Origin of the sequence: Streptosporangium becharense (assembly GCF_014204985.1) — a bacterium.
GTDB lineage: Bacteria > Actinomycetota > Actinomycetes > Streptosporangiales > Streptosporangiaceae > Streptosporangium > Streptosporangium becharense.
On the sequence record NZ_JACHMP010000001.1, the window covers coordinates 2,605,796 to 2,620,021 of the forward strand.

A 14,226-nucleotide genomic window follows, 5' to 3' on the forward strand; every position below is an offset into this window, starting at 1 on the left:
CGGTGTCACTGTGAGGACCTTATCCGCAGCCTTCACGTCTTCTGTCCCCAGGACCGCATCCCTGTCTCCAGGACCCCGCATCCCTCAGGATCGTGGTCCTCGCCGTGGGCTTCGCCATGGCCTCCGGGACCGTGATCCCCGCAGGATCCCCGCAGGATCCCCGCAGCTCCCGGGATCGCCTCCGCTCAGGACCGTAACGCCCGGCCGGGGGTGGCCCCGGTGAGCGTTCCCGCGGCGAGGACCCGGACGCCGGAGACGATGACGTCGTCGATCCCGGTGGCCGGGGTGCGCGGGACGGCGTACGTGGCCAGGTCCGCGACCGAGCCCGCGTCGAGGACGACCAGGTCGGCGACCCCGCCGGGGCGGATGAGCCCCCGGCCGTCCAGGCCGAAACGGCGGGCCGGGTGCGAGGCGAGGTGGACGGCGGCCTGCTCCAACGTCCAGTCTCCGGTCTCGCGGACGTGGTGGCCGAGCATGCGCGCGAAGGCCCCGTAGCCGCGAGGGTGGGGGTGGCCGCCCACGTAGATGCCGTCGGAGCCGCCGGTGTGGGCGGGGTGGCGCAGGATCGCCCGGACCGACTCCTCGCCCTCGGGGCCCTCGTCCGGGCGGGCCGCCACGCACCCGGCCTCCAACCGGGTGTCGATCAGGACCCTGCGGCAGAACTCCCCGGGCGTCAGGGCGGCCTCGGCGGCGGCCTCGGGCAGCGTCAGCCCTTCGGCCCACTCGGCGCCCGGCACGTGGGAGAAGGTGATCCTCGGCCAGAGGGTTTCGTCCCAGTCGATCGGTTCCGACTCCAGCAGCTCCAGTGCCCGGTCGGTGTCGGCGGCCGGGATCCACGGGGGCAGCGCGACCATCGCCAGGATCGTGCTGCCTCTCAGGTAGGGGTAGGTGTCGAAGGTGACGTCCAGCCCCCGGCCCCGGGCGTCGTCGACGAGCGGCAGCAACGTGGCCGCCGGGCCGTGGTAGTGCGAGACGTGCACGGCCGCGCCGGACCGCCGCGCGATGTCGGCCACCTCGGCCATGCCCGCCTGCGCGCGGGCGCCGTACCCGCGCATGTGCGTCACGTACGGCAGGCGGCCGAGCGGCGCGCAGAGCGCGGCGATCTCCGCGGCGTCGGCGTAGCGTCCCGGGGCGTACTCCAGGCCGGTGGACAGCCCCACCGCACCCTCCGACAGGCCGCGCTCGACGCGGCCGAGCATGGCGGCCAGCTCGCCGGCGGAGGCCGGCCGCTCGGCGGCGCCCATCACGTCGTAACGGATCGTGCCGTGCGGCAGCAGGTAGGCGGTGTTCAGCGCGGTGGCCCGGTCATAGCCGGCGAGCAGCTCCGCGACGCCGAGCGGCCCGTCGGCGGACGGGTGGACACCGTTGACGGCCGCGAAGTAGCGGGTGGCGTAGGCGAAGGCCGCCGGGGTGGTCGTGGGTGCGTAGGACAGGCCGTCCTGCCCGAGGACGAAGGTGGTCACCCCCTGGCGGAGCGCGGCGAGCTGCACTTCCTTGTCCAGGACGAGGGCGTCGCCGTGCGCGTGACAGTCGATCAGGCCGGGCATGACGTGACGCCCGGTGGCGTCGACCAGGGTCGCGGCGTCGGCGCCGTCCAGGCGGCCGACGGCGGCGATCCGGTCGCCGGTGACACCGACGTCGGCCCGGTGGGCGGGGGCGCCCGTGCCGTCGAGCACCCAGCCGCCCTTGATCAACACGTCGAACGACATGCCCGGATTCAACCACCCGGAGCGCACCGGCCGCATCCACCTTCCGAAGGACACCCCGCGGGCCTTCGGAACGACATCCCGCCCGGCCTTCCAAAGGACACTCCACCGGGCCTTCCGAAGGACATCCCGCCGACCTTCCGGACGACACCCCGCCGGAGCGCGTCCCGGGCATCCGGAACCACCACGCCCGAGAACACGACCACCACACCCGGGACCGCGACCACCACGTCCGAGAACACGACGCCACCCAGGAGAGGACTTAATAACCTTCCGGAACGGCTATTTCGGATCAGGAGAAATCATCCGTCCGATGGCTCCACGCTGCCGCCCGTCCGAATCTCCGGGAATTCCGGCCTTCACCCTCTTGACCGTGGCGCGCCAACGGTGGTGCCATCTCATCTAGTTAGGAACCTTTCCTAACTAGATGATCGCAGAGAGGGAACTCCCTGTGCGTGCGAGACCGCGCCTCCTCCACCTCCCCGCCGCCTCCGCTCTGGCTCTGACATCGACGCTGGTCGCCTCGGCATGCGTGCTGACCGCCCTGCCCGGCCACGCCGCCGACTCCCTGCTCTCCCAGGGCCGTCCGGCGACGTCCTCCTCCCACGAGGACGCCACCCTGGACTCAGCCGGTGCCTTCGACGGCGACCCCGCCACGCGCTGGGCGTCCGCCGAGGGTCACGACCCCGAGTGGCTCCGCGTCGACCTCGGCGCCTCGGCCACCCTCTCCCGGGTCAAACTGACCTGGGAGGCGGCCTACGGCAAGGCCTACCGGATCGAGACCTCCCCCGACGGGTCGACCTGGACCACCGTCTACTCGACCACCGCCGGCGACGGCGGCACCGACGACCTGACCCTGTCCGGCACCGGCCGCTACGTGCGGATGTACGGCACGGCCCGCGGCACCGCGTACGGCTACTCGCTGTACGAGATGGAGGTCTACGGCCACACCGGGGGGGCGTCCCCGACCCCCACGATCACCCCGACCACCGGCGGCCCCGGCGTGCCGTTCGGCTCCCACAAGATCCCGTACGTGGCCGGAATGCTCCGGCCCAGCGGCGCGCAGGCCACGCTCGACCAGAAGGTGGTCGACTACTACCGGCGCTGGAAGTCCGCCTTCGTCAAGCAGAACTGCGGCAACGGCTGGTACCAGATCATCTCCCCCGACGCCGACCACCCGTACGTGGCCGAGGCGCAGGGCTACGGCATGGTGATCACCGCCACGATGGCCGGGGCCGACCCGGACGCGAAGAAGATCTTCGACGGCCTGCTGAAGTACGTCCTGGCCCACCCCTCGTCGATCACCCCCGGCCTGCTCGCCGCCGAGCAGGACGCCTCCTGCAAGAGCGTCAACGGCAGTGACTCGGCCACCGACGGCGACCTGGACGTGGCCTACGGCCTGCTCCTGGCCGACCGGCAGTGGGGCAGTTCCGGCACCTACAACTACAAGAAGCTCGCGGTCGACCGCATCAACGCCATCAAGGCGGGCGAGGTCAACCCGACGACCAAGCTGATGAAGCTCGGCGACTGGACCAGCGCCGGCGACGAGTACTACTGGATCAGCCGCTCCTCGGACTGGATGATCGACCACTTCCGGGCGTTCCGGAAGGCCACCGGCGACGCGACCTGGGACACCGTCCGCGTCAACCACCAGAACCTGATCGCCTCCCAGCAGGCGACCTACGCCCCCAACACGGGCCTGCTGGCCGACTTCGTGGTCGACACCAACACCACCCCGAAACCCGCGCCGAAGCAGGTCCTGGAGGACCCCAACGACGGCAAGTACTGGTGGAACGCCTGCCGTGACCCGTGGCGGATCGGCGACGACGCGGTGACCAGCGGCGACGCCAAGTCACTCGCCGCCGCGCGCAAGCTGAACACCTGGATCAAGAGCAAGACCGGCGGCGACCCGAACAAGATCGGCATCGGTTACTCCCTCGGCGGTTCCCAGATCTCCAGCGGCAGCGAACCGGCCTACTTCGCCCCGTTCGCGGTGGCGGCGATGACCGACCCGGGCAGCCAGGCGTGGCTGGACGCCCTGTGGAACAAGATGCTCAACGCCCCGTTCACGTCCGACGACTACTTCTCCACCAGCATCCAGCTCCAGGTCATGATCACCGTGACCGGCAACCACTGGGTGCCCTGACCCGGCACACGGTGACGTGTCCGCCGCGGTGCGCGCGGCGGGCCGCCCGATCACCGTGACCCCCGCCTGCGCGGGACGCGCGGCCGGTGCGGTTGCCCGCCCCGGAAGGACCGGTACGGCTTCCTGCCCCCGGAAGGCCGGGAAGACCGCCGGAAGGACCGGTGCGGCTCCCTGCCCCCGGGAAGGGAGCCGCACCGGTCCCGGGTCAGTCCCGCGACACGATCGGGAGACAGATGAGATCCTTGACCGGTCGCCGTTCGAGCAGTTCCCGTGCCTGCCGCCGGGCCAGGTTCCAGCTGTTCCACGGATCGGTCCCGTCGAGGTCGTTGGCCGCGACCACCTCCCGCAGCACACAGCTGCGGGTCGGCTCCGGCAACCGGTCCAGGGCAGGAACCGCCTCGGCCCCGAGGCCGGCCAGATACGCCAGGTCGATGTGGTTCACCCCCCGTACGGCGAGCTGGGTCTCCGCGACCCGCAGGTCGGGGTTCCAGCCCGCGAACGCCAGCAGCGACACACCGGTCATCAGCACCAGGGTCCTGGGCAGCCAGCCCGCGTGACCGCGCCGGGTGAGGCGTACCGCGCCGGCGACGAGGACCAGCCCGAACACCCCGGCCAGCCACCAGATGGCCGCCCCCACCGTGGCCCGCAACCGGGTGAACCCGTAGGCGTCGACGTAGAGGCCCAACCGGTGCATCGCGGAGAACAGGATCACCAGGGTCAGCGCGCACAGCAGCCCGAGCAGCCCGGCCATCAGCCACCGGTCGGAGTCGCGCAGCTCCACGGCACCGGTGGCGACCGCCACGATGGCCAGGACGAACACGCTGACGATGAGGAGCTGGAAGAACCCGGAGCGCGCGTACTCGGCGTAGGTGAGACCCGTGGCGGACACCACCCGCTGGGCACCGCCGAACAACGTGGTCAGCTGCATCGCCACGAACGTGGCGAACAGCAGGTTGAGCGCGGCCAGCGGGGTCACCCAGAGCCCTCGGCTGACCGCGATCCGCAGGTCCGGCGACTTGGGCTCGGCGGCGGGCCGCAGGGCCACCAGGACGGCGGAGGCCACGGCGACGGCGAAGACCGCGAACAGCACGATGCGGACCGGTAGCGTCCTCATCCACTCCTGCGGGGTGAGCACCTGCTCGACGGCTTCGGCGAAGACCGCGTCCGCCGAGGCGAACAACGCTCCGAAGACGACCAGCAGCACCAGGGTCAACCCGCCTCCCAGAAGTACGGGGACCAGTCTCCTCCGCCTCACCATCCCCTTCAGCGGCGCCGCGAGGAACCACGGCAGCGGCAGCAACCCGATGATCATCGACGCCCCGCCCCTGAGCACCCCGAGCCAGCCGCTTCCGATCCCCGACAGGGCCAGCGCGGCCAGGAGGAACCCGGCGAGCAGGAGCAGGCCGACCAGCCAGTCGGCGTCCCTGAACATCACCATCACGACCAGCCCGTACGCGATCGCCCCCAGGCCCGCCGACCACGGGGTGATCCTGTCGCGCACCGCGGGGAGCACCGCGAGCCCCATGGCCACGGCCACCAGTACGAGTCCCAGCCCCGCCCTGCTGTCCGGGATCGCGAACGCGGCCAGCAGACCGACGGCTGCCACCGCCGGAAGCAGCCACCGCGGGGTGTCCGGCAGTTCCGGCCGGGGAAGAACCGGCGGCGCCTGATACGTGCCGGGTCCGCCGGGCCAGGCGGCTCCGGAGGGAACAGCGGACACAGCGGACACAGCGGACACAGTCTTCTCAGCCGGTCCTGTCACCCCCGTGGTCGTGTTCTTCCCGCCGGCCCCGGCCTTCCCGGCCGGCACGGTCGCCTTGACCGGTACGGTCCTCCCCGCGGATGAGACCCCTCGCGCGGGCGTGCCCCCGCTCGTGCCCCCTCCCGCGGACGCTGCCGTCTCCGCGCGGTGTCCGGTCACCGTCGCCGGCGGCTTGTTCACCGCCGGCGACACGGCCGGTACGCCGGGGTCCCGCGCCGGGTGACGTCGCGGGGGTGCCTGCTGACCGGTCCACAGGTCGTTGGAGGGGGTGGTGGCACCGATGACCGTGCCGACGAACCCGCCGATCAGCAGGATGCCCATGGAGACGAGCAGCCCCAGCAGTTCGTCCACACGCCCGAGCGCGATACCGACGACCACGGCGCAGATCAGGCCGAGGGTGCCCCCGAGGAAGAGCCCGATGACCGCCCCGGTCCAGTTCCGCACCGGTGTCTGCCCGTATGTCTGCCCGTATGTCTGCCCGTACCGGTCATCCCCGGCCGCACGAAACGGCGACGACGGGCCCGGCGGCGTGGGAGGGCCGGCGACCTGTGTACCGCCCGGACTCGTCTTCGCGCCGCCGGACACCGCGCCGGCCTCCGCGCCACCCGGCTTCACGGCCCCGGCCTCTGTACCACCCGCCCCCGTCTTCGCGCCGCCGGCCGCATCCCCGGTCTCCGCGCCACCCGGTTCCGCCTTCGTGCCGTCCGGTTCCACCTTCGCACGGCCGGCCGCCGTGCTTTCCCCGGCGTCGCCGTCCTCGTCGCCGCCGGACACCGCGCCGGCCTCGGCGGCTGCGGCGGCCCTGCCGGGGGCGGGTGCCGTACCGGGGCCGGAGGGATCGCCGGTATCCGGGGGCTGCGGGGCCCCGGAGGGGTGGTCGGTCTCTTCCGGAGCGGGGAGGGCAGGGGCCTGGTCTTCCGCGACCCCGCCGTCCTGTGGGACGACGGGTGCCCCCCTGCCGGCACCGGGGGGAGGTGAGGTGCTCATCGTGATCCTTCCTGGCAGGTCGGCCACCACGTGGCAGCCGATGCCGTCCTCGAAGCGGATGGAGCCGCCGTGAAGCTCGACGATCTCTTTGGTGATGGCCAGACCGAGTCCGGCGCCGCCCGCGTCGGCGGTCCGTCCGGCGTCGAGACGGGAGAAGCGCTCGAACGCCCGTGCCCGGTCCTCTGGCGCGATGCCCGGTCCCTGATCGCTGACCCGGAGCCGGACCCCGTCGCCCCGGGCGTTCGCCGCCAGCACCACGACCCCGCCGCCGGGACTGTGCCGTACCGCGTTGTCCAGCAGGTTCGCGAGGACCTGCGCGAGCAGGTCGGGGTCGGCGCGCAGGCTCAGTCCCGCGGGGACCTCGCAGCGGGCGGTGACGCCCTCCCTGGCCAGTACGGCCTCACGCAGGGCCTGTTCTCCCAGTTCGCGCAGCTCGACGTCCTCAAGCTCGATCCGTCTGGCCCCGGACTCCAGCCGGGAGAGGTCGAGCAGCTGCGCGACGAGCCGACCCAGTCGTTCGGTCTGGGCGAGCGCGGTGCCGAGCGTGGCGGGGTCGGGATCGGAGACCCCGTCGACCACGTTCTCCAGCACCGCGCGCAGGGCGGTGATCGGCGTGCGGAGCTCGTGGCTGACGTTGGCCACCAGTTCCCGCCGCTGCCGGTCCACCTCCCCCAGGTCGGCGGCCATGGCGTTGAACGCGCGGGCGAGTTCGCCGACCTCGTCGCGCGAGGTCGCGGTGACCCGCAACCCGTACCGGCCCTTGGCGATGGTCTGCGCGGCGGCGGCCATCTCACGCAGCGGCTTGGTCATCCCCCGCGCGAGCAACTGCACCAGGAGCAGGGCGAACGCCGCCGCCACCGCGACGCGGACGTCGCGCGAGTAGCCGGCGTTGATGCCGACCTCGTTGACGACGAACGCCGCCAGGACGGCCAGAAGGATCACCATGCCGAGCTTGACCTTGATCCGGCCGAGGAAGTCGAGGGGTCTCAATGGTCGGCGCATCCCGGTGAAGTAGTGAGCAGGGGTGTGGCGGTGCTGGAGGAAAGGACGTCAGAGTGTTCGAGTGGGAGAACGGGTCATGAGTTCACGCCCGGACGAGGGCGTAGCCGACCCCGTGGACGGTCCGCACCACACCGGGGCCGAGCTTGCGGCGCAGGGCCCGCACGTGGCTGTCGACCGTGCGGGTGGCGGCCGCCTCGGAGAAGCCCCAGATGTCGGCCAGCAACCGTTCCCGCTCGAAGACCTGACCCGGTCGTTCGGCGAGACGGCAGAGCAGGTCGAACTCGGTCCTGGTCAGCTGGGCCTCGGCACCCCGCACGTAGACGCGGCGCTCGGAGGTGTCGATCTCGATGTCGGCGACGCGGATGACCGTGTCGTCCACGGCGAGCTGCGAGGCCCGCTCGACCCGGCGCAGCAGGGCGTGCACCCTCGCGACCAGCTCACGCATGCTGAACGGTTTGGCCATGTAGTCGTCGGCTCCGACCCCCAGTCCCACCAGCAGGTCGGTCTCCTCGCCCAGCGCGGTGAGCATGAGCACCGGCACGGGCCGGGCCGCCTGCATACGGCGGCAGACCTCCAGCCCGTCGAGGCCGGGCAGCAGCCGGTCGAGCACCACCACGTCGGGGCCGATCTTCGCGTAGACGCCCAACGCCGCCTCCCCGTCCCCGACGACCCGGACGTCGAAGCCCTCCGCGGTCAGCCGGTGACGTACGGCCCGCGCGATCGTCTCGTCATCCTCGACCACGAGGACACGTCGTTGTTGAGGGGTTGCCATGTCGGGCAGCGTAAACCCGGGCTGTGCAGAAGACTGGCGGGAAATTGTGAAGGTTTTGCGCATATGCCGAAACACAAACCAGCTCACTCCTCGCCCTACCGGCCTTTCTTCCGGGTGGTGAGAGACCGCGCGGGCACGCCGTCAGAAGCCGCGCGGGCACGCCGTGCGGGGCCGTACGGGCACACCGTCAGGAGCCCTACGGGCGAGTCGTGACGGACCGTGCGGGCGAACCGGCGGCATGAAGGTGGAAGCCCGGAACCAGCGGAAGAGAAGACCCGCTTGTTCGTTGGTTCATATGCCGCTAAATGGCTATGTTGCTGTCCGCAACGGGATGAGGAACGGGGTGAGCGGGATCGAGACGCGAGTGCTGGCGGGCCGTTACCGCCTGCTCGACCCCCTCGGTGAGGGCGGGTCGGGCACGGTATGGCGCGCCGCCGACGAAATGCTCGGCCGCGATGTGGCGATCAAGGAGATCCGGTTCCCGCCGGACCTCGACCCCGCCAGGCGGCAGGAGGTCACCACCACCGCACTCCGGGAGGCGCACCTGGCCGCCCGGCTCAAGCACCCCTCGATCGTGACCGTCCACGACGTCGTCATCGAGCAGGACCGCCCGTGGATCGTCATGGAGCTGCTGTCGGGCGCCTCCCTCGACAGGACCGTCCGTGACCGGAGCCCGCTGCCGGCGCGCCAGGTGGCCAGGGTCGGCGCGGGCATCCTCAGCGCGCTGATCACCGCCCACGCGGCCGGGGTGATCCACCGGGATGTCAAACCGGGCAACGTCTTCCTCACCAGGACCGGCAAGGCCGTCCTCACCGACTTCGGCATCGCCGTGGTCGACGGCGAGGCCACCGTGGACCGGACCGGACGCCTGGTCGGCTCCCCCAACTACATCGCGCCAGAACGCCTGCGGGGCGAGCGTGGCGGCCCCGTCTCCGACCTGTGGTCCCTGGGCGCCACGCTCTACTTCGCCGTCGAGGGCGTGCCACCGCATCCCGCGGCGACCCCCGTCGCGGCGATCGGCCGGGTGCTGACCGAGCCGCCCAGGCCGCCGGAACGCGCGGGCCCGCTGGCGCCGCTGCTGATGCTCATGCTCGACCCCGCGCCCGAAGCCCGGCCGTCGTTCGACGCCGTCGCCCATGCCCTGGGAGAGCTGACCGCCGGTCGCGCGGCCGGTTCCGTCACCCCGGGCTCCGCCACGACCGGTCCCGTCGCGAGTCACACCGCGAGCCCCGTTTCCACCGGTTCCGCCTCCCCCGGCCCCGCTTCCGCAGGCTCCGTCCCCATGGGTTCCGCGGGTTCCGCCGAGCTCTCCTCCACCGCGCGGTTCCCCTCGGAGCATCCCCGGCCGGTACCCGCGAACCCCGCGCCGAACAGCAGACGCACACTGTTGTGGATCACCGCCGAGGTGGCGGGAGTCGCAGTGGTCGCCGGCGCCACCCTCGGTGCGGTCCTCCTGCTCCGAGGAGAACCGGTGCGGGAAAGGCCGGTCGCGTTCAGCGAGAGACCGGGGGCCTTCGCCACACCGGTCGACCTGTGCGGGCTGTTCCCCGCGAGCAGGGCGAAACAGCTGCTGCCGACCCTGGCCGGCGAGGGCAAGCCGACCAACGACGGAGGCTGCCGATGGGAGGCCACGGGCATGGGGGTGGAGGTGAGGCTCTCCAACGCCAAACAGTGGGGCAAGAGCCCTCGGCAGGCCCACGAGTTGTTCGTGAACAGGCGTAACAGCACCATCCCCAGTGGACAGAACGCATGGAGCTGGTCGGACATCCAGGCGGGCGTCCGATCCGCCCGCTCCACGGGTCCGCTGGCCGTGAAATCCACCGGGGACGAGGCGTTCGGCTACGACGTCTACGAGAACCGGAAGACCGGCAGACTCGAACAGAGCTACGTGGTCATGCGCGTGGACAACCTCGTCCTCGACATCGGCTACACCGTGGTGGACGGCAGTAAGGACGGCCCCGCGATCCGGAAGGGCGCCCACACCGTCGCAACCTGGGTCGCGAACGCGCTGAACAAGCAGAAGGCGGGCGGATGAACCAGCCAGACATCCCTCGGTCGCAGGGCAGGCACTCCGGCGGGCCCGCCGGCACCGGACTCGCCGGACCAGAGCTCCCCGGCACCGGATCCGGCACCGCGGGCACCGGACCGGCCGGTGGCACCGGTCCCGCGGGCACCGGGCCGATCGGTACCGGGTCCGCCGGATCCGGCACGGGCGGACCCGAGGGAGCGAACGCACCGGCGCAGATCTCGCTGGAACAGGTGGTCGGCAGGTCCGGGCCGCTGTCGCCGCAGCGGGCCGCGGTGATCGGCCTGGCCGTGCTGGACCAGCTCGTGGCCCTGCACAACCGCGGCATGCTCCACGGCGACGTACGGCCGAGCACCGTGATGCTCGGTCCCCACGACCGGGTCGTCCTCGCGGGCCCGTCGCTGCCGTCCCCGGCCTACACCTCTCCCGAGGGGGTGACCAGCCCCGCCGCCGACCTGTGGTCCCTCGGCGCCACCCTCTACACCGCCGTCCAGGGACGCCCACCGTCCCCCGGCGGCTCCCTGGACAACGCGGGTCCGATCGCCTCGCTCCTGTTCGGGCTGCTCGCACGCGACCCCGCGCACCGCCCCGACCCCGGTGGCGTGCGCAACGCCCTGCTCGACATCTCCCGCCACCGCACCGCGTCGCCGGCCCACCGTGCCCCCGAGGCCCGCGATACTCCCGGTGCTTCCGGTGCTTCCGGTGTCCCCGGTGCTCCCGGTGCTCCCGATCAGGCCGGTCCCGGGTCTCGCGTTCCGGACCGGCAAGCACCTCACGGCACCGGTTCCCCCATTCCCCACCCTCCCGGCTCCCCCATCCCCCACCCTTCCGGCTCCGCCGCTCCTGCCGCCCCCCATCACCCCGTGGTCTCCCCCACCCCTCCTTCACCTCACCCCGCCGCAGTCCCTCCGCTTCCTCCCACGTCCCGCACCTCGACCCTGGGCCCTTCCGCGCCGCACCTTTCCGGTCCCGGGACGGCACGGCCCGGGTGGGACGGAGCCGTTCCGCCCGTTCCGCTGGTTCCACCGGTTCCGCCCGTTCCGGCGGCGGAGGCGACGGTCCCCGTCAGGAAGCACCTGGCCGAGCAGACGGCCGTCACGCCCTCCGGGCCGCATCCCACCGACGTACCGGACGCCCGGCCGGCCGTGCCCGCCACCGCTCCGGACGTACCGATGATCCCGTCCGAGGCGGCGCGGGAGGCCGGCCCGTCGTGGAACCGGCCGGCCGGACCCGAAACGGCACGGGAAGCCCTCCCACCACGGAACCGGCCCGCCGGGCCCAGGGCCGCGCACGAGACCGACACGGCGCGCGAAACCGACTCGGCACACGAGACCGACTCGGCGCGGGAGGAGACCACCGGACCGGCGCGGGAGGAGACGACGGAGCCGGCCGGGCGTTCGGAGCGCTCCGCGGGCGTGCTCGTACCCCGGCCGGTCGTGGCGCTGACCGGTGTCCTGCTGTTCGGCATGGCGGTGACCATCGGCGTCCTGCTCGCCCCGGTGATCGCCGGCTCGGACGACTTCGCCGCCGAGCCCTCCGGTCCGAAGGGCCGCTTCGCGTCGGCTCCCCGGGCCTGCAGCCTGCTCAGCGACGAACAGGCCGCCGAACTCGTACCGAACTTCACCAGTTCGGAGGTCGAACGCGCCGCGTGCGACTGGCTCAACCGGCACGACTGGCGCAACCCCAACGTCGAGAAGTACGACCTGCGGGTCCGGCTGATCGCCCAGAAGCAGAACGGGTCGGAGGTCACCCGGGCCAGGGAGTACCTGGCCGGCAAGAAGAAGGACATGCTCGACAAGGGCTTGCTCTCCACTCCGCGACCCGCCCCGCCCAAGGATCTGCGGGGGGTCGGGGAGGAGGCGTTCGTCTCCGGCGGCCACAGCACCATCAACCTGTACGGCGGGTCCTACAAGACGACCGTGGTCTTCCGGATCAGCAACCTGATCGCCGAGGTCGAGTACGAGCGGGGTGGCGTCAAGGACGACCCCGACGGGAAGATCGCCGCGGGTGCGGTGCAGGCCGCGCGCTGGCTCACCGCGTCGCTGAAGAGCGATGACTGACTCCGCGACCGGCCCGCTGCCCGTGCTCGCCCGACGTTACCGGGCACTCGAACAGCTCGGCGCGGGCGGAATGGGGGTGGTCTGGCGGGCCCGTGACGAACTCCTCCACCGCGAAGTGGCGATCAAGGAGGTCAGGCTCGATCCGAACCTGCCCGAGGCGCAGCGCGCCGAGACGCTGAAGCGCACCTTGCGGGAGGCCCGCGCCGCCGCCCGGCTGGCCCACCCGTCCATCGTGGCCGTGCACGACGTCGTCGACCAGGACGACCGGCCGTGGATCGTCATGGACCTGGTTAGGGGCCGCTCACTGGACCAGGTGATCCGCGCCGGGGGACCGCTGCCGCCGCGGCGGGTGGCCTCGATCGGACTGGCCGTGCTGGACGCGCTGACCCTCGCGCACAGCCGGGGCATCATGCACCGCGACGTGAAGCCAGCCAACATCATGCTGTCGGACGACGGCGAGGTGCTGCTGACCGACTTCGGCATCGCCACCCTGGAGGGCGACGTCCAGCTCACCTCGCCCGACGCGCTGGTCGGCTCCCCCGGCTACATCGCCCCGGAACGGCTGCGCGGCGTCGGTGACGGTCCGGGCGCCGACCTGTGGTCGCTGGGCGCCACCCTGTACGCGGCCGTCGAGGGGCGGGGTCCCTTCCAGCGCGCCACCCCGGTCGCCGCCCTCGGCGCGGTGCTCACGCAGGAGGCCCCCTTCCCTTCCCGCGCCGGGGAGCTGGCCCCGGTGCTGCTGGCGATGCTGGCCAGGGACCCCGGGCACCGTCCCGGCGGGCCCGGCCTGCGCAGGGCTCTGCACCAGGTCGCCCGAGGGCTGCCCGTGGAGCCGCTCTCCCCGCCCGCGCAGTCCCGGGAGACGGAACACCAGGAGGCGGAACACCGGGAGGCGGAGCCGCGGACGGAGTCCCGGCCGGTGCCCGCTGCGGGGACGCGGGCCGCCTCGCCCGCCGGACCACGCCGTACCGGGGCCGTCGCCGGAACGGCGCTGGCGGTGGTGGCGGCCGGGGTGGCCGCGACGGTACTGCTGACCACCCGCGGTGGCCACGCCGACCCCGCGGCTTCGGCGGGCCGGGTGGCGTCAGCGGGACCCGCGACCTCAGCGGGGCCCACGGCCTCGACGGAACCCGCGACCTCGACGGGCCGGACCGGCCCGGCGGCCCCGGCGAACCCCGCCGATCCCGGACGGTTCGCCACCGCCCCCGACCCGTGCTCCCTGCTGACCGACGCGCAGGCCGGGGCCGTGATCCCCGGTGCCTCCCCGCGCGGGATTCCGGCCACGGGCGACGAGGAGGCGTCCTGCACCTGGGACGACTCCGGCGGCGACCTCAGGATCCGCGTCTCCCTGACCCCGCACCGGCCGACCCCCGGCAAGAACGGCCCCGAGACCGCGCGTTCCTTCTTCGCCTCCGAGCGGAGCAGGATCGCGGCCGACGCGGGGCAGGGCCCGCTGGGCTCGGTGAACCCGCTCAGGGACGTCCGCGGCGTCGGCGAGGAGGCGTTCACCTACGACGTGACCTCGCTGGACTACATCAACTCCAGCGTGCTCCGCTTCCGGTACAGCAACCTGCTGGTCGAGGTGAACCTGTCGGCGACGGACCGGCCCCTCACCGCCGGGCTGCGCCGGACCACCCTGCGGACCGCCCGGCTCGTCGCCGGGGAACTGAAACGGCGATAAATTGCGATATATCTCGGATGGAACCCCGGCGGGCCTCCCGCTCGTTGACTGAGCGACGCAGAATGAACTACAGACGGGGCGACC

General features: G+C 72.5%; 7 protein-coding genes. 4 read left to right on the forward strand and 3 right to left on the reverse strand.

The features are described 5' to 3' along the window. Nucleotides 1–185: 185 nt before the first annotated feature. The gene (locus tag F4562_RS11145; protein WP_184538947.1) at nucleotides 186–1,709 is read right to left on the reverse strand and encodes an N-acyl-D-amino-acid deacylase family protein; all 1,524 of its coding nucleotides are present in this window, start codon (nucleotides 1,707–1,709) and stop codon (nucleotides 186–188) included. 448 nt (nucleotides 1,710–2,157) lie between these two features. On the opposite strand from F4562_RS11145, the gene F4562_RS11150 reads away from it, so the two are divergent. Beyond that, nucleotides 2,158–3,852 carry a glycosyl hydrolase family 8 gene (locus tag F4562_RS11150; RefSeq protein WP_311733848.1) on the forward strand — a complete coding sequence of 565 codons (1,695 nt, stop codon included), beginning with the start codon at nucleotides 2,158–2,160 and terminating at the stop codon, nucleotides 3,850–3,852. A 205-nt stretch (nucleotides 3,853–4,057) separates the two neighbouring features. On the opposite strand, the gene F4562_RS35775 is transcribed toward F4562_RS11150, so the two are convergent. Together F4562_RS35775 and F4562_RS11160 are read right to left on the reverse strand one after the other, a co-directional pair. Next, a complete protein-coding gene (locus F4562_RS35775; RefSeq protein WP_281402935.1) occupies nucleotides 4,058–7,591 on the reverse strand; it encodes a DUF4153 domain-containing protein in 3,534 nt (1,177 codons plus the stop codon). A gap of 94 nt (nucleotides 7,592–7,685) precedes the next feature. After that, nucleotides 7,686–8,375: a response regulator transcription factor gene (locus tag F4562_RS11160; RefSeq protein ID WP_221206159.1), complete on the reverse strand. Its 690-nt coding sequence runs from the start codon at nucleotides 8,373–8,375 to the stop codon at nucleotides 7,686–7,688. A gap of 343 nt (nucleotides 8,376–8,718) precedes the next feature. Between F4562_RS11160 and F4562_RS11165 the strand changes: the two genes are divergently transcribed. Genes F4562_RS11165 through F4562_RS11175 form a run of 3 tightly spaced genes read left to right on the forward strand, consistent with a single transcriptional unit; the run spans nucleotide 8,719 to nucleotide 14,142 of the window. After that, a complete protein-coding gene (locus F4562_RS11165; RefSeq protein WP_184538939.1) occupies nucleotides 8,719–10,410 on the forward strand; it encodes a serine/threonine-protein kinase in 1,692 nt (563 codons plus the stop codon). Beyond that, entirely contained in the window at nucleotides 10,407–12,461 is a 2,055-nt protein-coding gene (locus F4562_RS11170; RefSeq protein WP_184538937.1) for a serine/threonine protein kinase, read from the forward strand. The genes F4562_RS11165 and F4562_RS11170 overlap by 4 nt, the downstream gene beginning before the upstream one ends. Beyond that, a complete protein-coding gene (locus F4562_RS11175; protein WP_184538935.1) occupies nucleotides 12,454–14,142 on the forward strand; it encodes a serine/threonine-protein kinase in 1,689 nt (562 codons plus the stop codon). The genes F4562_RS11170 and F4562_RS11175 overlap by 8 nt, the downstream gene beginning before the upstream one ends. The last annotated feature ends 84 nt before the right edge of the window (nucleotides 14,143–14,226 follow it).

What these genes read in the sequence shown, in the direction of transcription:
- F4562_RS11175 (WP_184538935.1), top strand. Translation starts at nt 12,454, where the DNA reads ATGACTGACTCCGCGACCGGCCCGCTGCCCGTGCTCGCCCGACGTTAC.
- F4562_RS11170 (WP_184538937.1), top strand. Translation starts at nt 10,407, where the DNA reads ATGAACCAGCCAGACATCCCTCGGTCGCAGGGCAGGCACTCCGGCGGG.
- F4562_RS11160 (WP_221206159.1), bottom strand. Translation starts at nt 8,375, where the DNA reads ATGGCAACCCCTCAACAACGACGTGTCCTCGTGGTCGAGGATGACGAG.
- F4562_RS11145 (WP_184538947.1), bottom strand. Translation starts at nt 1,709, where the DNA reads ATGTCGTTCGACGTGTTGATCAAGGGCGGCTGGGTGCTCGACGGCACG.